This is a genomic window from Mesorhizobium sp. WSM4813 (assembly GCF_055811555.1).
The window spans coordinates 43,329-65,787 of record NZ_JBVVQU010000036.1 but is presented as its reverse complement, the minus strand read 5'-3'; the positions used below and the strand labels follow the sequence as shown (position 1 = coordinate 65,787).

Genomic DNA, 22,459 nt, shown 5'->3' with positions numbered 1-22,459 from the left:
AATCGTCAGGGACCAAAAACCATGGCAAACAGCTTGACTTCCAAGACAGTCGCTCTGTCCTGCCGGACATCTCCCCCGCAAGGGGGGAGATCGGATGTCGCGTCGGCTTTCGCCAATCTCTAACTTTGCAGAAAGGGCGGTAAGGCCGAAGCTGCCAATCTCCCCCTTTGCGGGGGAGATGTCCGGCAGGACAGAGGGGGGTGGGCGGAAGCTCAACCTGAGAGTTCCTGTGGGGATGCCACATTCTACCACTTGCGGGAATTGATGCACAGACGCGAACCGCTATCTATTTTCCGCACAACGGTTGCGTTTTCGCTCGCGTTGCCATCGGCCGCGCAAAGGCGGACAATGCCGCATCACAAATCAGGGAGAGAAACCATGATCGAATACGGTCATTTCATCGGCGGCAAGCGTGTCGCTGGGAACAGCGGCCGCAAGCAGGACGTTATGCAGCCGATGGACGGCACGGTGCGCGGCACGGTGGCGCTGGCTTCGCAGGCGGAACTGCGCGCAGCGGTGGAAAACGCCAAGGCGGCACAGCCCGGCTGGGCGGCGACCAACCCGCAGCGGCGCGTGCGCGTCCTGATGAAGTTCCTCGAACTGGTCGCCCGGGAGTATGATGCGCTGGCCGACATTCTGGCGCGCGAACACGGCAAGACCATCGCCGACGCCAAGGGCGACATCCAGCGCGGCCTGGAAGTGGTCGAGGTCTGCATCGGCGCGCCGCACATGATGAAGGGCGAGTTCACCGACGGCGCCGGCCCCGGCATCGACGTGTATTCGATGCGCCAGCCGCTCGGCGTCGTTGCCGGCATCACGCCGTTCAATTTTCCAGCGATGATCCCATTGTGGAAGATCGCGCCGGCTATCGCTTGCGGCAACGCCTTCATCCTGAAGCCTTCGGAGCGCGACCCGGGCGTGCCGATGCGCATCGCCGAGCTGTTCATCGAGGCCGGCCTGCCGGCGGGCATCCTCAACGTCGTCAACGGCGACAAGGAGGCGGTCGACGCCATCCTCAACGATCCCGACATCAAGGCCATCGGCTTCGTCGGCTCGACGCCGATCGCCCAGTACATCTATTCGCGCGGCTGCTCGGCCGGCAAGCGCGTGCAGTGCTTCGGCGGCGCCAAGAACCACATGATCATCATGCCCGACGCCGACATGGACCAGACCGTCGACGCGCTGATCGGCGCCGGCTACGGCTCGGCCGGCGAGCGCTGCATGGCGATCTCGGTGGCTGTCCCGGTCGGCAACGATACCGCCAACCGGCTGATGGAAAAGCTGGTGCCGCGTGTCGAAAGCCTGAAGGTTGGCCCCTCGACGGATTCGGCCGCCGATTTCGGTCCGTTGATCACGGCGCAGGCGCTGGAGCGGGTCAAGGGCTATGTCAATACCGGCGTCAGGGAAGGCGCCAAGCTGGTCGTCGACGGCCGCGGCTTTTCAATGCAGGGCTACGAGAACGGCTACTACATGGGCGGCTGCCTGTTCGACAACGTGACTGCCGACATGCGCATCTACAAGGAAGAGATTTTTGGGCCGGTGCTCTCCGTGGTGCGCGCGCCGACTTACGAGAACGCGATCAAGCTCGCCAACGACCACGAAATGGGCAACGGCGTCGCCATCTTCACCCGCGACGGCGATGCCGCCCGCGACTTCGCCTCGCGAGTCCAGGTCGGCATGGTCGGTATCAACGTGCCGATCCCGGTGCCGATCGCCTACTACACGTTCGGCGGCTGGAAAGCGTCTTCCTTCGGCGACCTCAACCAGCACGGACCGGACGCATTCCGTTTCTACACCAAGACCAAGACGGTGACCTCGCGCTGGCCGTCCGGTGTCAAGGACGGCGCCGAATTCGTCATCCCGACGATGAACTAGGCCGGTCGATTAAAAATTGAGCGAAAAAGGCCCGGCCAGAAACCGGGCCTTTTGTTGGCCGGTCTCGGCCCGTATCTGCGTGAACGCTAAATGTGATGGAACCAGGCGGCAGCAGAAGTCTTTAAAATTGCAATCCGGCCGCGAAGCAGGCGCGGCAGACCAACCAACGGTGCTGGCGACAGTTTCGGGGCGGCCGGCGGCAAGGAGGCGTCAGATGACACGTCTAATGGTGACGACACTTTGCGTAGCAGTCGCGGCGCTTTCCGTCGCGCCGGCCACAGCGGCCGAACAATGCGCGCCACGAGCCGACATGATCAAGGCGCTCGGCGAGAAGTTTCGGGAAAATCCGACCGCGCTCGGCGTCGTCAATCCGAATGTGATTGTTGAAGTTTTCGTTTCCGACCAGGGCACCTGGACAATCCTAGCCAGCGACACACGCGGTCAAAGCTGCGTGGTGTCGGTGGGTGAAGGCTGGGAGAGCGCGATGACGACAGCGGCGCTGCCAGATTCCTGAGCCGCTTAGCGGGTGTCAGCCACCTCAGCATAGCCGCGCGCAGGCCGCGGTTCTCGGCGACAACTTGAAATCCTCAGGCGCCCCAGCGGGCGCCTGCTTGCGCTTTTGCGTTGCCGACACCATTTATGGAACATAGTGGGAACATTGGAATCGTCCCGCTGACAGACCGGAACACAGAAAGGAACGACGCGATGACGTCGGAACCGGCCTGGATCGTTCCGGCAAAATGAGGGCTCTCCCCTTTGCCGGACGTGATGGCAAAGGAGGTGCCCTATGGCACGCAAATCGCTGTTCGTTTGGGTGAAAACCGTGGTGCTTGCTGGCGCATTAGCGGTGGGCACCAACGCCGCAAGCGCCCAATATCATTGCTTTGAACATGGCGATCTCGTCGCGCACCTGAGCGAGAAGTTCCAGGAAAGACAGTTTGCTTTCGGGCTGATCGGTCAAATGGCGATTATGGAAGTCTATGTCGCCGACAGCGGAAGCTGGACGATCATCGTCACCGATGTCGCCGGCAGAAGCTGCATCGTCGCGGCCGGCGAACATTGGGAAAATGTGGTGATCCCGGCCGACCAGGACGCATGACGGAATTGGGCGATGCTCAGCACCAGGCAGCGCCGGATGGGCGGAACTCAAAGAGCTGGCCGAAGGTTGATGCCGATTTCCTAGCGCGTGGCGGCCGCTTCGGCATGGCCGCGCAGCAGCGCCATCAGGCGCTTGGCATCTTTAGCGGCGGCATCTTCGTCTCCGTCGAGGATCGAGCGGATCAGCGCGACGTGGTGTTCGGCCGATTCGGCAAGCCCGGTATCGGCCTTGTAGCGGAACCAGAAGCGGCGGCTGTGGGTTTGCAGGGGAGCCGCCAGCCGCGCGGCGAACGGGTTGTCGGCAGCCAGCGCCAGCGCCTCGTCGAGCGCCTTGTCGGCCTGAATAAAGCCTAGCACATTGCCTGATATCACCGCCTTCTGCATGGCAAGCGCGGCATCGTGAAACAGGTCGGCGGCCTCACGGGTGACGAAGCGGGCGGCCGAACGGGCAAGAACCACCTCGACGCCACGCCGTGCATCGAGAACGCGCAACCAGTCGCCGGGATGGAGCGGGGCAATGGCGATACCGGCACGGGGCCGGACATCCAGCAGTCCCTCCCACGCCAGTCGCTGGATCGCCTCGCGCACCGGCGTGCGGCCGAGCCCCAGCCTGTCGATCAGCGCGCCCTCGGTGATGAAGCTTGAAGGCGCCAGTTCGAGCGTCACGATCATGTGCTCGAGCACGCGGTAGGCTTTCGCCGCCACGGGCTCGAATGCCGGGCTTGTTTCATTGAATATCAAAGGAGAGCTCCTGATATATTTGTGACATATCATAGCGAAATCCGTGTTGACAGTCCGTTTCTTCATAAATATACGACTGATATATCAGATGGAGCGACCGCCATGTGGACCGGAGTTTTCCCCGCCGTCACGACCAAATTCACCGAGGACGACCGCCTCGACTACGCCGAGATGGAGCGCTGCTTTGCGCTGCAGATGGAGGCCGGCTGCGACGGCATCATCGTCTGCGGTTCGCTCGGCGAGGGGCCGATGCTGTCGCATGACGAGAAGATCGAGGTGCTGAAGACCGCGCAGAAGATCGCCGGCAACAAGCCGGTTCTGCTGACGGTCAACGAACCCGGCACGCGCGAGGCGGCGGCGATCGCGCGTCGCGCCGCCAAGGAGGGCGCCAACGGGCTGATGGTGGTGCCGAGCCCGATCTACCACACCAATGCTGAGGAGACGGTCGCGGCACTGCGCGCCGTCGCCGAGGCCGGCGACCTGCCGGTGATGATCTACTCCAATCGGCTTGCCTATCGCGTCGACGTCACGGTCGATCAGATGGAGGAACTGGCGAAGGACAAGCGCTTTGTCGCCATCAAGGAATCCTCCGACGACATCCGCCGCTCGACCGAAATCATCAACCGCTTCGGCGACCGTTACGACCTGTTCACCGGCGTCGACAATCTTGCGTTCGAGGCTCTGTCGGTCGGTGCCATAGGCTGGGTGGCGGGACTGGTCACCGCGTTCCCCCGCGAGACGGTCGCGATCTATCAGTTGATGAAGCAGGGCCGCCGCGAGGAGGCGCTGAAAATCTACCGCTGGTTCCGGCCGCTGCTCGACCTCGACGTGTCGACCTATCTGGTGCAGAACATCAAGCTCGCGGAAGTCCTGGCGATCAACACCAACGACCGCGTACGCATGCCGCGCCAGCCGCTGTCGGGCGAGCGCCGCAAGACGGTCGAAAAGATCGTCAGGGATGCACTGGCGGTGCGGCCGGAGCTGCCGAAGTTTTGAGGCAGGCTCTCTTCTCCCCGTTTTACAGGGAGAAGATGCGGCAGCCGGATGAGGGGCAGCGCCCACGTGCAGGGAATTTCCGAGTCGGCAAAAGCGGGGCGCCGCCCCTCATCCGCCCTTCGGGCACCTTCTCCCCGTGAACGGGGAGAAGGGGAGGACATCGCCATTGTCGGTGGCGGCATCATCGGCATCTGTGTCGCTGCCTATCTGGCCGAGGCGGGGCGAAACGTCACGATCTTCGATCGAACGGGCATCTGCGAGGAAACGAGTTCCGGCAATGCCGCTGCCCTGGCCTTTTCCGATGTGCTGCCGCTGGCCCACAAGGGCATGATCAGGCATCTGCCGAAATGGCTTGCCGACCCGCTCGGCCCGCTCAGCATCCCGCCCGCCTATCTGCCGAAGCTGCTGCCCTGGCTTATCCGCTTCTGGCGCGCCGGACGAAGCGATCGCTACGACGCCGGCCTCGCAGCGCAGGCCGGGATGATGCGGCTCGCCGAGGCCGAATGGGCCGGCCTGATGGCGCGCTCGGGCACCGGAAACATGCTGCGCGAGGACGGCTCGCTTGAACTTTACGAGAGCGAGGCCGAGTTCAAGGCGTCGCTGCCCGGCTGGACGGCCAGGCAAGGTTTCGGCATCGGCTTCAGCCATGTCGAGGGCGATGCTCTCGCCGCCTTGCAGCCCGGCCTGTCGCCGCGCTTCGTCAGGGGCACTTTCGTGCCGGGATGGAAAACCGTTACGGATCCGAAATTATTGGGCGAGGCGATCTGGGCCTTTGCCGAGAAGAACGGCGCGCGTTTCGAAAAGGCTCGGATCAACCATGTCGGAGCGGGGCAGGATGGCGCGACATTGACGCTGGCTGACGGCACGGTGCGGCAAACAAAATGCCTCGTCATTGCCGCCGGCGCGTGGTCGCATCTCCTGGCGAAACATCTCGGCGACCGCATCCCGCTTGAAACCGAGCGCGGCTACAACACGACCCTGCCGAAAACCGCCTTCGACGTGAAGCGGCAATTGATCTTCTCCGGCCACGGCTTCGTCGTCACCCCGCTTGAAACCGGTGTGCGCGTCGGCGGCGCGGTCGAGCTCGGCGGCATTGAGCGGCCGCCCAACTACGCCCGCTCGAAAGCGCTGCTCGACAAGGCACAAAAATTCCTGCCGGGGCTTGACCCGGCCGGCGGCCGCGAATGGATGGGGTTTCGGCCGTCGCTGCCGGATTCGCTGCCGGTGATCGGTGGCGCCAGGCATGCCGGCACGATAGTCTATGCCTTCGGCCACGGCCATCTCGGCCTGACCCAGGCAGCTGCCACCGGGCGCCTGGTCCGCGATCTCATTCTCGGCCAAAATCCGGTGTTTGATCTTTCTCCGTTTTCTCCGAACCGCTTCTGACGGGATCTAGAAATGGCGCGCCACTCCTTCTTCTGCATCGACGGTCACACCTGCGGCAATCCGGTGCGGCTGGTCGCCGGCGGCGGACCGCTGCTCCAGGGCGCGACGATGATGGAGCGGCGCGCGCATTTCCTGGCCGAATATGACTGGATCCGCACCGGGCTGATGTTCGAGCCGCGCGGCCATGACGTGATGTCCGGCTCGATCCTCTATCCGCCGACGCGGCCCGATTGTGACATCGCCATCCTGTTCATCGAAACCTCGGGGTGTCTGCCAATGTGCGGTCATGGCACCATCGGCACGGTGACGATGGCCATCGAGCACGGGCTGATCAAGCCGAAGACGCCGGGTTTGCTCAGGCTGGACACACCGGCCGGCCTGGTCACCGCCGAGTACAAACAGGTCGGCGAATATGTCGAGGAGGTGCGCATCACCAACGTGCCGTCCTTCCTCCATGCCGAGGGACTGACGGTCGAATGTCCGCAGCTCGGCGAGATCATCGTCGACGTTGCCTATGGCGGCAATTTCTACGCCATCGTCGAGCCGCAGAAGAACTATCGCGACATGGCCGACCATTCCGCCAGCGACCTCATCGCCTGGAGCCCGGTGGTGCGGCAGCGGCTTAACGAGAAGTACGCCTTCGTGCATCCCGAGAATCCCGGCATCGACCGGCTTTCGCATATGCTGTGGACGGGTGCGCCGACGGACAGCCAGGCAGATGCGCGCAACGCCGTCTTCTACGGCGACAAGGCAATCGACCGCTCGCCTTGCGGCACCGGCACCTCGGCGCGGATGGCGCAGCTTCACGCCAAGGGCAAGCTTAGGACTGGCGAGGATTTCGTCCATGAATCGATCATCGGCTCGCTGTTCAAGGGCAGGGTCGAGAAGGAAGTCACGGTTGCGGGCAAGCCGGCGATTATTCCGTCGATCGGCGGCTGGGCGCGCCTGACCGGATTGAACACGATTTTCATCGACGATCGCGATCCGTTCGCGCACGGATTCGTCGTCAAATAGAGAGCATCCTGACCCAGGGGAAACGAAAGGAACGCAAAGACCGATCGCTTCGATGGCGCAACGATCCCGCTCATCAACTTATTTTGACGACGATTCCTTCGAAACGGCGTGCATTTTGACGACGAATCGCCAAAGACATTGCGTTATGCCAATGATAGGGTCCGCGATAGTCCAGAGGCCGAGAAGGGAAGAACGGGCAATCCGATTGCGTGCTTCAAAATCACGCATGCCGATTAAAAAATGACGTTGCAATCCGGGCTCGAAACTTTACGACTAGGGGAAATACGAAAAGGAATGCGTCTGCATGGGCGACATTCCAGGGGAGCCACGACAGCATGCAGTATTTTGTCCAGCAGCTTATCAATGGGCTGACGCTGGGATCGATCTATGGGCTGATAGCGATCGGCTACACGATGGTCTACGGTATCATCGGCATGATCAATTTCGCCCATGGCGACATCTTCATGGTCGGCGCCTTCACCGCCCTCATCGTTTTCCTCATCCTCGGCGCGTTGTTCTATTCGGTGCCGGTGGTGATCGCGCTCCTGGTCATGATGATCGTCGCGATGCTGCTGACCAGCCTGTACAATTGGACGATCGAGAAGGTGGCCTACCGGCCGTTGCGCGGTTCGTTCCGGCTGGCGCCGCTGATCACTGCGATCGGCATGTCGATCGCGCTGTCGAACTTCGTCCAGGTGACGCAGGGGCCGCGCAACAAGCCGATCCCGCCGATGGTGTCCAAGGTTTATAATATCGAGGGCATCAGCGTGTCGCTGAAGCAGATCGTCATCGTCATCGTCACCGCGCTGCTGCTGGCGCTGTTCTGGTACCTGGTCAACAAGACCTCGCTGGGTCGAGCCCAAAGGGCGTGCGAGCAGGACCGCAAGATGGCGGCGTTGCTCGGCATCGACGTCGACCGCACCATCTCGATCACTTTCGTCATGGGTGCGGCCCTTGCCGCCGTCGCCGGCACGCTGTTCCTGATGTATTATGGCGTCATCGCCTTCTCCGACGGCTTCACGCCCGGCGTGAAGGCGTTCACCGCGGCCGTGCTCGGCGGCATCGGCTCGTTGCCCGGCGCCGTGCTCGGCGGGCTGATGATCGGCTTCATCGAAAGCATGTGGTCGGCCTATTTCTCGATCGACTACAAGGACGTCGCCGCCTTCTCCATCCTGGCGATCGTGCTGATCTTCCTGCCTTCCGGCATTCTCGGCCGGCCAGAAGTCGAAAAGGTCTGAGATCATGGCGGTCACCGCATCTCCGGAGCGCGACATCGTCGCCACCCCCATGCAACGCGCCACCCGCGAAGCGCTTTATGCCGGCGCCATCGCGCTCGGCCTGTTCGTGCTGTTCATCGGCCTGAGGACCGATCAGAACATCTCCAACGAGCTGATCCTTGTACAGCGCTGGTGGCTTCTTGCAGTCGTGGTTGTGCTGACCATGGCCGGGCGTTTTCTCTACGTCGCCTACGGACAGCCCTTCCTGGCAAATCAGAAGATCGTCGACGTCGCCACCGGCCTGCTGCCGGAGAGCATGGCGACGCGGTTCTTCCGCTTGCCCTATTTCATCGCTGCCATCGTAACAGTGGCCGTGCTGGTTTTCCTTGCCGGCTCCCTTGACGGATTGCTGGGGCCCGGTCTGGCCGGTTATGCACGGTTCCTGAGGGCGCTGGCGATCATCTACGCCCTCGCCTCGGTGATGTTTTATTTCCGAACCTTCATCCATGCCCATTTCTCGGCATTAGGCATAACCGCACTGGCGCTCTACCCGATCATCGTTGTGCTGGTGCTTGCTTTGTACGGAGGATCGGTGGCCGCCGGGTTCCAGGGTTCGCTGAAATGGGTCGACAATTACGGCATTCAGATCCTGATCTATGTGATGCTGGCCTGGGGACTGAACATCGTCGTCGGCCTCGCCGGCCTGCTCGACCTTGGTTATGTCGCCTTCTATGCCGTCGGCGCCTATGCCTATGCGCTGCTCGGCACGCAATACGGCCTGTCGTTCTGGATCCTGCTGCCTGCCGCCGGCGCCATGGCCGCCTTCTGGGGGGTGCTGCTCGGCTTTCCGGTGCTGCGGCTGCGTGGCGACTACCTGGCGATCGTGACGCTAGCCTTCGGCGAGATCATTCGTCTCGTGCTGATCAATTGGCGTGAGGTTACCAACGGCTCGGCCGGTATCTCCGGCATCCCCAAGGTCACCTTTTTTGGCCTGATGACGTTCAACGTCTCGGATCCGAACTATATCGCCAAGGTTTTGGACATTGCCACGTCGAGCGCTTATTACAAGATCTTCCTCTACTACCTGATCCTCGGGCTCTGCCTGCTCACTGCCTTCGTCACCATAAGGCTTAGGCGCATGCCCGTCGGCCGCGCCTGGGAAGCGCTGCGCGAGGACGAGATCGCCTGCCGTTCGCTCGGCATCAACACCACCACCACCAAGCTCACTGCCTTTGCCACCGGCGCGATGTTCGGCGGCTTCGCCGGCTCGTTCTTTGCGGCGCGGCAAGGTTTCGTCAGCCCCGAATCCTTCATCTTCTTGGAATCGGCGATCATCCTCGCCATCGTCGTGCTCGGCGGCATGGGTTCGCTGGTCGGCATCGCCGTCGCCGCCATGGTGATGATCGGCGGCACCGAGGTGCTGCGCGAGCTCGATTTCCTGAAGCAGGTCTTCGGTCCCGACTTCACGCCGGAACTCTACCGCATGCTGCTGTTCGGCATGGCCATGGTCATCGTCATGCTGTGGAAGCCGCGCGGCTTCGTCGGCAGCCGTGAACCGACAGCCTTCCTCAAGGAGAGCAGGGCCGTATCCGGCTCCTTCACCAAGGAGGGCCACGGCTGATGAGCGACGCGAGCTCGATTCAGAAAGCCAACCCGGGCATGAACGACGCCATCCTGCAGGTCGAGCATCTGTCGATGAAGTTTGGCGGTCTGGTCGCTATCGGCGACCTGTCCTTCCAGGCCAGGCGCGGCGAGATCACAGCGCTGATCGGGCCGAACGGAGCCGGCAAGACCACCGTGTTCAACTGCATCACCGGCTTCTACAAGCCGTCTGAAGGCATGCTCACGCTCAACCGGCGCGACGGCTCGAGCTATCTGCTCGAACGCCTGCCGAACCACGAGATTCCGGCGCGCGCCAAGGTGGCGCGCACCTTCCAGAACATTCGTCTGTTCTCGGGTATGACGCTGCTCGAGAACCTGCTGGTGGCGCAGCACAACAAGCTGATGAAGGCGTCCGGCTACACCGTCCTCGGCCTGTTCGGCTTCAGCGGCTACCGGACAGCGTCGGCCGAGTCGATCGACCTCGCCAGGCACTGGCTGGAAAAGGCCGACCTCGTCGATCGAGCCGACGATCCGGCCGGCGACCTGCCCTACGGCGCGCAACGGCGCCTGGAGATCGCGCGGGCAATGTGCACGGGTCCGGAGTTGCTCTGCCTCGACGAACCGGCCGCCGGGCTCAATCCGAAGGAATCAATGGCGCTCAACGCGCTCCTGATGGACATCAAGGACAACACCGGCACCTCGATCCTGCTGATCGAGCACGACATGGCGGTGGTCATGCAGATTTCCGACCATGTCGTGGTGCTCGAATACGGGCGCAAGATCTCGGACGGCAGTCCGCATGCGGTACGCACCGATCCGCGTGTCATCGCCGCCTATCTCGGGGTCGAAGACGAGGAAGTCGAGACGGTACTGACCGAGGTCGGCGACGAAGACGTCATAGAGCAACTGGATACGGGTCCGGATTCGGTGCACGGCCCGGGCACATCATCTTCGTATTTCGCCGGACCGGTGACCGACACGGTCGGCCACAGCGAGGGCGAGCGCGTCACGGTGTCGAAGGGCGCCTCGAAGGCCGGGCAGGTCGATGCAAGGTCGAGTGCCGCGGCAAGCAAGGCAGCCTCTCCGGCAGCAGCCAAGCTCAGCGCGAAGTCTTCTGCCGCGAAATCCTCCGGGGCAAAGCCGGCGACCAAGGCTCCGGTAAAGCCGAAGACACCGGGCGCCTCCAACCGGCGCGGAGGGCGTAAATAATGGCCGGCACAACGCTGCTCGATATCAAGGGCGTCCAGACCTACTACGGCAACATCAGGGCGCTGAACGGCGTCGATGTCACCGTCAAGCAGGGCGAGATCGTGGCGCTGATCGGCGCCAACGGCGCCGGCAAGTCGACGCTGATGATGACCATTTTTGGTGCTCCACGGGCGCGGGCGGGCACCATCACCTTCGCCGGCACCGACATTACCCAATTGCCAACCCACGAGATCGCGCGCATGCGCATCGCCCAGTCGCCGGAGGGACGGCGCATCTTCCCGCGCATGACGGTGATGGAAAACCTGCAGATGGGCGCCAGCCTCGACAACCTCCAGTATTATGACGAGGACGTCGAGAAGGTGTTCACGCTATTTCCGCGCCTGAAGGAACGCATTGCCCAACGCGGCGGCACGCTGTCGGGCGGCGAGCAGCAGATGCTGTCGATCGGACGTGCGCTGATGGCGCGGCCGAAACTGCTCCTGCTCGACGAGCCGTCGCTGGGCCTGGCGCCGCTGATCGTCAAGCAGATCTTCGACGCCATCCGCGAGTTGAACCGCACGCAGGGGCTGACCGTGTTCCTGGTCGAGCAGAACGCCTTCGGCGCGCTGAAACTCGCCACGCGCGGCTATGTCATGGTCAACGGCAACGTGACGATGAGCGGCACCGGCAAGGAGCTGCTCGCCGATCCGGACGTGCGCGCCGCCTATCTCGAAGGCGGCCATCACTGAGTTCAGGAGTCTTCATCATGCAGGGCATTCTCTATGAGGAACCCTCGGTCTGGCAGTTCTTCTTCGTCACCTGCCTGCTTGGCGGCTGGGCGGCATGGATGACGGGAAAGGCCTGCGCCCAGACTTGGCGCAGCTTCGTCCAATTGTTCGCCTATTTGCTCGGCCTCGGCATCGCCGTGAGGTTCATCCATCACGCACTGTTCGGCGGCACGATGTTCTCGCTGCAATACTACATCGTCGACTCCATCGTCCTGATGATATTGGGCTTCATCGGCTATCAATACACGCGCACCAACCAGATGGTGACACAGTATAACTGGCTTTACGAAAGAGCATCGCTTTTGAGTTGGAAACCAAAAGGTTGACGTTCACCATTAACGCCGTTTCGGGGATGAATCGGCGTGACAAGTGCCTGAAAATCGGCAAAGTACGTTTTCTGCGAGTAAAGGTGGGCATCGCATGAAAGCATCATCCACGCCCACTCTGTAAATGGGAGCGTTTTACATGAGAAAATCACTTTTGTCCGCCGTCGCCCTGACCGCGCTCGTCGCGTTCAGCGGAAGCGCGTGGGCTGACATCCTGGTCGGCGTTGCCGGTCCGATCACCGGTCCGAACGCCGCCTTCGGCGCGCAGCTGCAAAAGGGCGCCGAACAGGCTGTCGCCGACATCAATGCGGCCGGCGGCATCAACGGCGAGCAGATCAAGCTCACGGTCGGCGACGACGTCTCCGATCCGAAGCAGGGCATCTCGGTCGCCAACAAGTTCGTCGGCGACGGCGTCAAGTTCGTGGTCGGCCACTTCAACTCGGGCGTTTCGATCCCGGCATCGGAAGTCTACGCGGAAAACGGTATCCTCGAGATCACCCCGGCCGCGACCAATCCGAAGTTCACCGAACGCGGTATGTGGAACACGTTCCGCACCTGCGGACGCGACGACCAGCAGGGCAGCATCGCCGGCGCTTACCTCGCGTCGAACTTCAAGGATGCCAAGATCGCGGTCATCCACGACAAGACGACCTATGGTCAAGGTCTTGCCGACGAGACCAAGAAGGCGATGAACGCTGCCGGCGTGACGGAAGTCATGTACGAAGGCGTGAACGTCGGCGACAAGGACTTCTCGGCGTTGATCGCCAAAATGAAGGAAGCCGGCGTTTCGATCATCTATTGGGGTGGTCTGCACACCGAAGCCGGCCTGATCATCCGCCAGGTGGCTGACCAGGGCCTCAAGGCCACGCTGGTTTCTGGTGACGGCATCGTGTCGAACGAGCTGGCCTCGATTGCCGGCGACGCAGTTGCGGGCACGCTCAACACGTTCGGTCCGGATCCGCGTCTGATCCCGGCGAACAAGGAACTCGTCGAGAAGTTCCGTGCGCAGGGCTTCGAGCCGGAGGCCTACACGCTCTACTCCTACGCCGCCATGCAGGCCATCGCGGGAGCCGCGACGGCTGCCAAGTCGAACGATCCGCAGGAAGTTGCCAAGGCTCTCAAGGCCAACGGCCCGTTCAAGACGGTGCTGGGCGATCTTTCCTATGACGAGAAGGGCGATCCGACGCTGCCTGGCTATGTCATGTACGAATGGAAGAAGGGCGACGACGGCAAGTACACCTACATCCAGAAAATGTAAGCCTGTCGACGACAATTCCGGAATGCCTGGCGCTTCGCGCCGGGCATTTTTCGTTTGATGTGTTATCCGTTGTTAGAGCGTCCTTTGCGCATTCGAGGGAGCGCGCGGCCTGTAACGCAAAGAATCGATTTAAATCGGTTTAATCCCGGCCCGATTTTGTTTGCGCTGCAGCATTTTCACGTTAATCATGGCGCCACGCCCCTTCCCGTCAGCGTCCGGAGCCCTGTCCTTGGCAATCACGAAGATCCTTGTCGCCAACCGGTCCGAAATCGCCATTCGCGTCTTCCGTGCGGCGAACGAACTCGGCCTCAAAACCGTTGCGATCTGGGCCGAGGAAGACAAATACTCGCTGCACCGCTTCAAGGCGGATGAAAGCTACCAGGTCGGGCGCGGGCCGCATCTGACCAAGGATATGGGGCCGATCGAAAGCTATCTGTCGATCGAGGAAGTGATCCGCGTCGCCAGGCTTTCGGGCGCCGATGCCATCCATCCGGGCTATGGACTGCTGTCGGAAAGCCCCGAATTCGCCGAAGCCTGCGCCAAGGCCGGCATCATTTTCATCGGACCCAAGCCGGATACGATGCGCAGGCTCGGCAACAAGGTCGCCGCACGCAACCTGGCGATCGAGGTCGGCGTGCCGGTAATTCCCGCCACCGATCCTTTGCCGGACGACATCGAGGCGGTGAAGGCACTCGCCAAGACGATCGGCTATCCGGTGATGCTGAAGGCATCGTGGGGCGGCGGCGGCCGCGGCATGCGCGCCATCCGCTCGGAAGCCGATCTCGCTCGCGAGGTGACGGAGGGCAAGCGCGAAGCGAAAGCCGCCTTCGGCAAGGACGAGGTCTATCTCGAAAAGCTGATCGAGCGCGCCCGCCATGTCGAGGTGCAGGTGCTGGGCGACACACACGGCAATGCCGTGCACCTGTTCGAGCGCGATTGCTCGATCCAGCGCCGCAACCAGAAGGTGGTCGAGCGGGCGCCGGCCCCATATCTCGAAATGTCACGGCGCGAGGAGCTCTGCGATTATGCACTGAAGATCGCTCGCGAGACGAGCTATATCGGCGCCGGCACGGTCGAGTTCCTGCAGGATGCCGACACCGGCAAGTTCTATTTCATCGAGGTCAACCCGCGCATCCAGGTCGAGCACACCGTCACCGAGCAGGTAACCGGCATCGACATCGTCAAGGCGCAGATCCATATCCTCGACGGATTCGCCATCGGTACGCCGGAATCGGGTGTGCCGGCGCAGAAGGATATCAGGCTCAACGGCCACGCGCTGCAGTGCCGCATCACCACGGAAGATCCCGAGCATAATTTCATCCCCGATTATGGCCGCATCACCGCCTATCGCGGCGCCACCGGTTTCGGCATCCGCCTCGATGGCGGCACCGCCTATTCCGGCGCTGTCATCACCCGTTTTTATGACCCGCTGCTGGAGAAGGTGACGGCCTGGGCACCGACGTCGGCCGAGACCATCGCCCGCATGAACCGGGCGCTGCGCGAGTTCCGTATTCGCGGCGTGGCGACCAATCTCACCTTCCTCGAGGCGATCATCAATCACCCGAGTTTCGCCGACAATTCCTACACGACCAAGTTCATCGACACGACGCCGGAACTGTTCGCGAGCGTGAAGCGGCAGGACCGTGCGACCAAGCTGCTCAACTACCTGGCCGATGTCAGCGTCAACGGCCATCCCGAGACGCGCGGCCGGCCGCAGCCGAAGGCCGATGCGGCGGCACCCATGGTGCCCTATCTCAACGGCAATGTGCCCGATGGCAGCAAGCAGAAGCTCGACGCGCTTGGGCCGGAGAAATTCGCGGCCTGGATGCGCACACAAAAAGAGGTGCTGGTCACCGACACGACGATGCGCGACGGACACCAATCCCTGCTTGCGACGCGGGTGCGCACATATGACATCGCCGGCATTGCCGGCACGTATGCGCGTGCGCTGCCGCAGCTTTTGTCGCTCGAATGCTGGGGCGGGGCGACCTTCGACGTCGCCATGCGCTTCCTCACCGAAGACCCGTGGGAACGGCTGTTGCTGGTTCGCGAGGCAGCGCCCAATTTGTTGCTTCAGATGCTTTTGCGCGGCGCCAACGGCGTTGGCTACACCAACTATCCCGACAATGTCGTCCAGCATTTCGTCAAACAGGCAGCCGTCGGCGGCATCGACCTGTTTCGCGTCTTCGACTGTTTGAATTGGGTCGACAACATGCGCGTCGCCATGGACGCGGTCGGTGCCGAGGGCAAGCTGATCGAAGCGGCGATCTGCTACACCGGCGACATACTCGACCCGGCCCGCGCCAAATACGACCTCAAATACTATGTCGCGCTGGCCAAGGAGTTGCAGGCGGCCGGCGCCCATATCATCGCGGTCAAGGACATGGCCGGACTTCTGAAGCCGAGTGCTGCCCGCGCACTGTTCAAAGCGCTGCGCGAGGCGACCGATCTGCCGATCCATTTCCACACGCACGACACGTCAGGCCTGTCGGCGGCGACGGTGCTGGCGGCGGTGGACAGCGGCGTCGACGCCATCGACGCTGCGATGGACTCCCTGTCGGGCAACACCTCGCAGCCTTGCCTGGGCTCGATCGTCGAGGCGCTGAAGGGCACCGAACGGGATCCGGGTCTCGATCCGCAATGGATCAGGACCATCTCGTTCTACTGGGAGGCGGTGCGCAACCAGTATGCCGCCTTCGAGAGCGACCTGAAGGGGCCGGCTTCGGAAGTCTACCTGCACGAAATGCCAGGCGGGCAGTTCACCAATCTCAAGGAACAGGCGCGCTCGCTTGGTCTGGAGACACGCTGGCACGAAGTGGCGCAGACCTATCACGACGTGAACCTGATGTTCGGTGACATCGTCAAGGTGACGCCGTCGTCCAAAGTTGTCGGCGACATGGCGCTGATGATGGTAAGCCAGGACCTGACGGTTGCCGATGTCGAAAATCCGGCCAGGGATATCGCCTTCCCGGATTCAGTCGTGTCGATGTTGCGCGGCGATCTCGGCCAGTCGCCCGGCGGTTGGCCGGAGGCACTGCAGAAGAAGGTGCTTAAGGGCGACAGGCCAATCACGGCCCGGCCTGGCTCCCTGCTGAAGCCGGCCAATCTCAAGGCCAGCCGCAAGGAGATCGAAGACAAGCTCGAGCGCAAGCTCAGCGAATTCGAATTCGCCTCATGGCTGATGTACCCGAAGGTTTTCTCCGACTTTACCGCAGCGCAGGAAACCTACGGGCCGGTCAGCGTGCTGCCGACGCCGACCTATTTCTACGGTATGAAGCCGGAAGACGAGATCTTTGTCGACATCGAGAAGGGCAAGACGCTGGTGGTGCGCTGCCTGGCCATCGGCGAGGTCGACGAGAAGGGCATGGTCACCGTTTTCTTCGAGCTCAACGGCCAGCCGCGCCGGGTGAAGGTTCCAGACCGGGCCCACGGCGCTTCCGCCGCCAAGGCGCGGCGCAAGGCCGAGCCAGGCAACGAGGCGCATGTCGGCGCGCCGATGCCGGGCGTCGTCTCGGCGCTCGCCGTTGCCGCCGGCCAGACGGTCAAGGCCGGTGACGTGCTGCTGTCGATCGAGGCGATGAAGATGGAAACGGCACTGCATGCCGAGCGCGACGGCACAATCGCCGAAGTGCTGGTCAAGGCCGGCGATCAGATCGACGCCAAAGATCTGCTGATCGCATTCGGATGAGACAGAAATGTTGCCCGAACAGGGTTGTCTGCGTCTGGCGGCAGTCCTTCATGCCTCGTCGATAACAGCTTGACCGGTCGCCCCCGGTCGGGCATCGAACCGCTGCAAATTCGCCGCGACGGTTCGTGAGTCGCGGCATGGAAAACGACGCGGAGAAAAAATGGCCGACGACATCACCGAGACCAGCCAGACTGTTGCCGCCGGCCAGCTGCGAGCCTTCATCGAGCGCATCGAGCGGCTCGAGGAAGAGAAAAAGACGATCGCCGACGACATCAAGGAAGTGTTCGCGGAGGCCAAAGGCACCGGCTTCGACACCAAAGCGATGCGGTCGATCATCCGGCTGCGCAAGAAGGACCAGGCCGAGCGGCAAGAAGAGGAAACGATCCTCGACCTCTACAAAGCCGCTCTCGGCATGGTGTAAGGCTGGTAACAGCCCTGGGCGCCGCCGATTGCGCGCCCTCAACGGGTCGAACCATGAGCGAATTCGACTTTGGCGCCCGCCGCGCCTCTGAATTCCGCCAACGCGGCTTCTGGACGCTGTTTTCGGAACGGCATCCGGAAGAAAGGGCTCTGATGGCACGGCGTGGACCTTGGTTCTGGCAGCGCGGGCTGCCCGACTTCGCATTGGTCCTTTCGATGTATGTCGCGCCGGCGCAGAACCATGTCGGCGTCTTCTTCGGCCGCAACGAGAAGTTCGGGGCAACGGAAGCCTGGTCGCGGTTGAAGCCGTTCCAGGCGGCGATCGAAGACAGGTTGAAACTCAAGCCGGAACAGAGTTGCGAGGGCCTTGGCATCAATTCGCTGTGGCGGGTGAACTGCTTTGCCGAGGACAATTGGCCGGCCATGGCTGACTGGCTGGTGACGGAAACATCGCGCTTCGAGCGCGCCGTTGCCGAGGTTCTGGGCGAGGGCGGCGAAGCCGGTTCGTGACTTCGCCCGCCTGTTTGGCCGCTTGAGCTAGTTCGGCTTCGGCGTGTCGCGGCCGATCGCATCGAGATGGTGTTGCAACGCCAGATGGTCGAGTGCATCCACCCGCAGATTGGTGAACAGCGAGATGCGGTTGTTGAGCATGCGATAGGCATCGGCAAAGGCAAGGTGCAGTTCGGCTTCGGTGCCGTCCGCCTTGGCCGGGTCCGGTATAGACCAGAGCGCGGTCATCGGATGACCCGGCCAGATCGGACAGGATTCATTGGCGGTGCTGTCGCAAAGCGTGAAGATGAAGTTCATTTCCGGCGCGTCGGGCTCGGCAAACTCGTCCCAGCCTTTCGAACGGGCGAAGCTCGTATCGTAATTGAGGCTTTCGAGCAGCTGCAGTGCGTAGGGATTGAGACCTCGCCCTTCGGTTGCGAACCGGCGGAAAAGGCCTTGAACCTGCCGGCCCCGATCCGATTGAGGATGGCTTCCGCCATGATGGATCGCGCCGAATTGGCGTTGCAAAGAAACAGCACGTTGTAGACATTATCGCTCATCTCAAGACCTCCTTGGCAGGCGACTGGATGATGGGGGCGGCAGATTCGGGCAAGGTATCTTTGCCGAGATGCCGACAAGGGCGACGTAGAAAGGTTTCACGACCGTTTGATGACAATCTGTCCAATCATACGCCTGCGTGCCGATGATCGACTTGCGTTGACAGGCTTGCTGTTTTGGACATCTCTGCGGCTGTCGAATGAGAGAAAGCCGCATCGATGAGTGCGCCAGAGGCCTTCGAAGGCGAAGACGGCAAGGCAGGCCGTGCGGCGGGTTTCTTCCGCTCGCGCTGGCAAGGCACGGCCCCGCTCGATCGGCTGTTCTGGCGCGATCTTGTCCTTGTCGGCACGGCGATCAACATCGCAGTGTCGGTGCTGGCGCTGATCCTGCTCGGGCTGAAGCTGCCGCTCGCTCTCGTTCTGGCGGTACATTTCGCGCCGGTGCCGTACAATTTCTTTCTAACTTTTGCAGTGTGGCGGACCGCCGAGAAATCCCCCGGCGTCAAGGCTTCCCTGATGACGCTGGGGGCTGTGCTGTGGCTGATACTGGTGGTGGTGATCTGATAGAACAGTGCTGCCGACATAGGCCGGGCGAAGCCGTCCCTTACCACCGTCGAATTCCAGTCAGGCAGCCGGCTCGAACTTCAGCGCGACGCCGTTGATGCAATAGCGCAGGCCGGTCGGCGGTGGGCCGTCCTCGAAGACGTGGCCGAGATGGCTGCCGCAGCGGGCGCAGTGGCACTCGGTGCGAACCATGCCATAGCTGCGGTCGACGGTCGTCTCGACCGAACCGGGCACCGGATCGTTGAAGCTCGGCCAGCCGGTGCCGCTCTCGAACTTCAGCTTAGATTCGAACAAAGGCTGGTCGCAGCCGACGCAGGAAAAAGTGCCGGCGCGCTTCTCGTGGAGCAGGGCGCAGCTTCCCGGCCGCTCGGTGCCGTGGTTGCGCATTACCGTATATTGCTCCGGCGTCAGCCGGGCGCGCCATTCGGCATCGGTGCGCGTGACTGGGTAGGTGTGACTATCCATTTTTTGCCTCTTAGCTCATGCCGCTATTGGGGTTGTCTTCCCAAGTTCGCCTAAAAATAGGTATTTGTTACGGCGTCTGCCTGCTTTTCCAATCCTGTCGCGAAGAATTCCTCAGGCGATCGCCGCGAGATACCGTGCAACAGACCCTGCAAATGCCGTCTTTGCATCTCCGATGACGTTCTGGCTCCACCATGCGCCATAGATATGGTCGAACGCGAAAGGCTCCAGTGCAGCCTTGATGCCGAGCACTTTCGCCGCATTGAGCGGAATGTAGTTCGGGTAGCTGTACATGAAGCTGACATGGCGGCGGGTTGGCGTCACCTGCAAGATGTCGCCGGCCAGGATGGCGTCGCCGCCATCGCGCTTCCAGTGCAGCACCTGGCCACCGGCAAAGTGACCGCCGCAGCGGATAAGCGTCAGCGAGGGGTTTAGGGCGCGCGTCTCGCCCTCCCAACTGATAACAGCCGGATGCGGCCGCATGACCCACTGACGGTCATCGGCGTGCAGATAAATCGGCACGCCGCCAAACGCTTCGCTCCACTCGACCATTGCCGAGTAATAATGGCAATGCGAAATGGCGATTGCGGTGAGGCCGCCCCGTTGGTTGATTTCGGCCACCGCCTCGTCGCTGACCATCGAGATGCAGTCCCACAGCACATTGCCGTGCGGCGTTTGCGCCAGCAGCGCCCGCTGACCGATGGCGAAGCGCGGCTCTATGCCGAAGGCGAGCACGCCGGCATCGTCCTTCATCACGATCCGATGCCCGGCGGCAAGCTCTTCCGGCGTGATCCAGGCCTGGCCCTCCCAGCGCACATATTGCCGCTCGTCCTCGCAGATCGGGCAATGTTGCGGCGGCGTCGCTGCCGCCGCGAACTGGACACCACATTGCAGGCAGAAGAAACAGGTCGGCCGTCCTGTTTTGCGTGAATCCATTCAGTGCTTCCTTGAAAGTTGCTTCGTCGCGGCTTCGAGCCCGGCGAGCGTCAGCGGAAACATGCGGCCGCCGAAGATATCGCGGATCATGGCGATCGAATGAGTATAGCCCCAGTGCTTCTCATTTTCCGGGTTGAGCCACACCGCGTTCGGCCATTGCTGGAGCAGACGGCCGAGCCAGACGACGCCGGCTTCCGGATTCCAGTGCTCGACCGAGCCGCCGGGATGCGCGATCTCATAAGGGCTCATCGAGGCGTCGCCGACGACGATCACCTTGTAGTCCGGACCGTATTTGTGGAGCAGATCGAAAGTCGGAATCACCTCCGCATAGCGGCGGCGATTGTCCTTCCACACGCCCTCGTAGAGGCAATTGTGGAAGTAGAAATATTCGAGCTGGCGGAATTCGGCGCGGGCGGCCGAAAACAGCTCCTCGACGCTTCTGATGTGATCGTCCATCGAGCCGCCGACATCGAAGAACATCAGCAGCTTCACGGCATTGCGCCGCTCGGGCCGCGTCTGCACGTCGAGATAGCCATGTTCGGCGGTGGCGTGAATTGTGCCGGGCAGGTCGAACTCCTCCTCGGCGCCTTCGCGCACCCAGCGGCGCAGGCGCTTCAGCGCGATCTTGATGTTGCGGGTGCCGAGCTCGACGGAATCGTCGAAATTCCTGAATTCGCGCTTGTCCCAGACTTTGACCGCGCGGCGGTTGCGGCTCTCATGCTGGCCGATGCGAACGCCTTCGGGATTGTAGCCATAGGCGCCGAAGGGCGAGGTGCCGCCGGTGCCGATCCATTTCGAGCCACCCTGGTGGCGGCCCTTCTGTTCTTCCAGCCGCTTTTTCAGCGTTTCCATCAGCTTTTCGAAACCGCCCAAGGCCTCGACCAGCTTTTTCTCTTCATCGGTCAGGTGCTTTTCGGCAAGCCGGCGCAGCCATTCCTCAGGGATGTTTTCGACATCGACCGCGTTTTCGCCAGCCAGCGCTTCGACGCCCTTGAAAACGTGCGAAAAGACCTGGTCGAAACGGTCGATGTGACGCTCGTCCTTCACCAGTGCTGAGCGGGCGAGATAGTAAAATCCCTCGACGTCATAGTCGACCAGCCCCGCCTCTAGCCCTTCCAGCAGCGACAGATATTCTCGGAGCGAGACGGGAATCCGCGCAGCCTTCAGTTCGAGGAAGAAGGGGATGAACATCGTCCGACTTTATCTGTGCCCTTCGATCTTCTCCCGTGCGGCGCTGGCGATGAAGGCGGAACGCGTGAGGCCGCGTCGGCTCGCTTCGGCATCGATTGCGGCCAAAAGGCCTGCGTCGAGCGACAGATTGGCCCTGACAGGCCGTCCGGAATCGATCAGCACGGGGATCATCACGGCAGATTCGCCGGCAGCGCTATCGATTTCGCCCAGTCGGAGCAGATCTGCCACCGTGCGCGAGCCGGGCAAGGGCAAGTGTTTCGCCATCCGTGCCTCGGCCCACTCGCGAACGGCGGAGGTCGCATCGGCTATCGCCTCCTCGGGACTTGCGCCACCGCCGTGACATCCCGGAAGATCGGGCACCCGCACTCCCCAGACATCATCTGCGCCGTCAAGAATTCCGACATAGTGCGTCATGGTTCCTCCTTAAATCCATCCGGCAAGCCGGGCGATCGACCGCGCGACACCCAGAGATTGTTCGCGATGCCTCGGCACGATGATCATGATCTCCGGTCTCTCCGGATGCTCATACTTCTCATGCTTGCCGCCGCCTACTTTCACCCAGCCGTCACGTAAAAGCCTCGCGACGATCTTGCGTGTGTTGGTCTCGATCAACGGCACGAGCACTCCTGATCATGCGCAATATATTGCGCAACAGCGGCCGTT

General features: G+C 62.1%; 21 protein-coding genes and 3 pseudogenes. 17 read left to right on the top strand and 7 right to left on the bottom strand.

The window, feature by feature from the left end; genetic code table 11:
- The first annotated feature begins 378 nt into the window (after positions 1-378).
- The 3 genes from AC0L25_RS20920 (at position 379) to AC0L25_RS20910 (ending at position 2,974) form a co-directional block, all read left to right on the top strand.
- The gene (locus AC0L25_RS20920; protein WP_473597259.1) at positions 379-1,875 is read left to right on the top strand and encodes a CoA-acylating methylmalonate-semialdehyde dehydrogenase; all 1,497 of its coding nucleotides are present in this window, start codon (positions 379-381) and stop codon (positions 1,873-1,875) included.
- Between the two features lie 214 nt (positions 1,876-2,089).
- The gene (locus tag AC0L25_RS20915; protein WP_473597258.1) at positions 2,090-2,389 is read left to right on the top strand and encodes a hypothetical protein; all 300 of its coding nucleotides are present in this window, start codon (positions 2,090-2,092) and stop codon (positions 2,387-2,389) included.
- A 273-nt stretch (positions 2,390-2,662) separates the two neighbouring features.
- Complete coding sequence (locus AC0L25_RS20910; RefSeq protein WP_473597257.1) at positions 2,663-2,974, top strand: hypothetical protein; 312 nt, start codon at positions 2,663-2,665, stop codon at positions 2,972-2,974.
- 80 nt (positions 2,975-3,054) lie between these two features.
- On the opposite strand, the gene AC0L25_RS20905 is transcribed toward AC0L25_RS20910, so the two are convergent.
- Positions 3,055-3,747, bottom strand: a complete 693-nt coding sequence (locus AC0L25_RS20905; protein WP_473597256.1) for a GntR family transcriptional regulator — start codon at positions 3,745-3,747, stop codon at positions 3,055-3,057.
- A gap of 69 nt (positions 3,748-3,816) precedes the next feature.
- Here AC0L25_RS20905 and AC0L25_RS20900 point away from each other — a divergent pair, with 69 nt between their 5' ends.
- From AC0L25_RS20900 to AC0L25_RS20840, 13 genes and pseudogenes are all read left to right on the top strand, one after another.
- Positions 3,817-4,710 carry a dihydrodipicolinate synthase family protein gene (locus AC0L25_RS20900; protein ID WP_473597255.1) on the top strand — a complete coding sequence of 298 codons (894 nt, stop codon included), beginning with the start codon at positions 3,817-3,819 and terminating at the stop codon, positions 4,708-4,710.
- Positions 4,711-4,758: 48 nt separating this feature from the next.
- Positions 4,759-6,096: an NAD(P)/FAD-dependent oxidoreductase gene (locus AC0L25_RS20895; RefSeq protein ID WP_473597254.1), complete on the top strand. Its 1,338-nt coding sequence runs from the start codon at positions 4,759-4,761 to the stop codon at positions 6,094-6,096.
- Positions 6,097-6,108: 12 nt separating this feature from the next.
- Complete coding sequence (locus AC0L25_RS20890; RefSeq protein ID WP_473597253.1) at positions 6,109-7,110, top strand: 4-hydroxyproline epimerase; 1,002 nt, start codon at positions 6,109-6,111, stop codon at positions 7,108-7,110.
- A 335-nt stretch (positions 7,111-7,445) separates the two neighbouring features.
- Positions 7,446-8,348: a branched-chain amino acid ABC transporter permease gene (locus AC0L25_RS20885; protein ID WP_352955211.1), complete on the top strand. Its 903-nt coding sequence runs from the start codon at positions 7,446-7,448 to the stop codon at positions 8,346-8,348.
- Positions 8,349-8,397: 49 nt separating this feature from the next.
- Positions 8,398-8,652: pseudogene (locus AC0L25_RS20880) on the top strand (DUF3382 domain-containing protein); the annotation flags it as partial.
- A 189-nt stretch (positions 8,653-8,841) separates the two neighbouring features.
- Positions 8,842-9,948 (top strand): annotated as a pseudogene (livM, locus tag AC0L25_RS20875) (high-affinity branched-chain amino acid ABC transporter permease LivM); the annotation flags it as partial.
- On the top strand, positions 9,948-11,138 hold the full coding sequence (locus AC0L25_RS20870) for an ABC transporter ATP-binding protein (protein WP_473597252.1): 1,191 nt from the start codon (positions 9,948-9,950) through the stop codon (positions 11,136-11,138). The pseudogene livM and the gene AC0L25_RS20870, both read left to right, overlap by 1 nt.
- Complete coding sequence (locus AC0L25_RS20865; protein WP_473597251.1) at positions 11,138-11,866, top strand: ABC transporter ATP-binding protein; 729 nt, start codon at positions 11,138-11,140, stop codon at positions 11,864-11,866. The genes AC0L25_RS20870 and AC0L25_RS20865 overlap by 1 nt, the downstream gene beginning before the upstream one ends.
- A gap of 17 nt (positions 11,867-11,883) precedes the next feature.
- Positions 11,884-12,231 carry a DUF6867 family protein gene (locus AC0L25_RS20860; protein WP_473597250.1) on the top strand — a complete coding sequence of 116 codons (348 nt, stop codon included), beginning with the start codon at positions 11,884-11,886 and terminating at the stop codon, positions 12,229-12,231.
- Between the two features lie 139 nt (positions 12,232-12,370).
- Positions 12,371-13,489, top strand: coding sequence for a branched-chain amino acid ABC transporter substrate-binding protein (locus AC0L25_RS20855; protein WP_352965987.1), 1,119 nt, complete (start codon positions 12,371-12,373; stop codon positions 13,487-13,489).
- A gap of 229 nt (positions 13,490-13,718) precedes the next feature.
- Positions 13,719-17,177, top strand: a complete 3,459-nt coding sequence (gene pyc / locus AC0L25_RS20850) for a pyruvate carboxylase (protein ID WP_473597249.1) — start codon at positions 13,719-13,721, stop codon at positions 17,175-17,177.
- 160 nt (positions 17,178-17,337) lie between these two features.
- On the top strand, positions 17,338-17,598 hold the full coding sequence (locus tag AC0L25_RS20845; protein WP_023800031.1) for a DUF2312 domain-containing protein: 261 nt from the start codon (positions 17,338-17,340) through the stop codon (positions 17,596-17,598).
- 53 nt (positions 17,599-17,651) lie between these two features.
- Positions 17,652-18,107, top strand: a complete 456-nt coding sequence (locus tag AC0L25_RS20840) for a hypothetical protein (RefSeq protein WP_473597248.1) — start codon at positions 17,652-17,654, stop codon at positions 18,105-18,107.
- A 27-nt stretch (positions 18,108-18,134) separates the two neighbouring features.
- On the opposite strand, the pseudogene AC0L25_RS20835 reads toward AC0L25_RS20840, so the two are convergent.
- Positions 18,135-18,646, bottom strand: a pseudogene (locus AC0L25_RS20835) (arsenate reductase ArsC).
- 216 nt (positions 18,647-18,862) lie between these two features.
- On the opposite strand from AC0L25_RS20835, the gene AC0L25_RS20830 reads away from it, so the two are divergent.
- Positions 18,863-19,207, top strand: coding sequence for a hypothetical protein (locus tag AC0L25_RS20830; protein ID WP_473597247.1), 345 nt, complete (start codon positions 18,863-18,865; stop codon positions 19,205-19,207).
- Between the two features lie 60 nt (positions 19,208-19,267).
- Here the strand turns inward: AC0L25_RS20830 and msrB are convergent, their stop codons facing one another.
- From msrB to AC0L25_RS20805, 5 genes are all read right to left on the bottom strand, one after another.
- Positions 19,268-19,672 (bottom strand): peptide-methionine (R)-S-oxide reductase MsrB, encoded by a 405-nt coding sequence (gene msrB, locus AC0L25_RS20825; protein WP_473597246.1) that lies wholly within the window; start codon positions 19,670-19,672, stop codon positions 19,268-19,270.
- 111 nt (positions 19,673-19,783) lie between these two features.
- Complete coding sequence (locus AC0L25_RS20820) at positions 19,784-20,605, bottom strand: MBL fold metallo-hydrolase (protein ID WP_473597245.1); 822 nt, start codon at positions 20,603-20,605, stop codon at positions 19,784-19,786.
- Positions 20,606-21,796 (bottom strand): vWA domain-containing protein, encoded by a 1,191-nt coding sequence (locus AC0L25_RS20815; protein ID WP_473597244.1) that lies wholly within the window; start codon positions 21,794-21,796, stop codon positions 20,606-20,608.
- A gap of 9 nt (positions 21,797-21,805) precedes the next feature.
- Complete coding sequence (locus AC0L25_RS20810) at positions 21,806-22,210, bottom strand: type II toxin-antitoxin system HicB family antitoxin (protein ID WP_354492713.1); 405 nt, start codon at positions 22,208-22,210, stop codon at positions 21,806-21,808.
- 9 nt (positions 22,211-22,219) lie between these two features.
- On the bottom strand, positions 22,220-22,414 hold the full coding sequence (locus tag AC0L25_RS20805) for a type II toxin-antitoxin system HicA family toxin (RefSeq protein ID WP_473597243.1): 195 nt from the start codon (positions 22,412-22,414) through the stop codon (positions 22,220-22,222).
- Positions 22,415-22,459 lie beyond the last annotated feature (45 nt).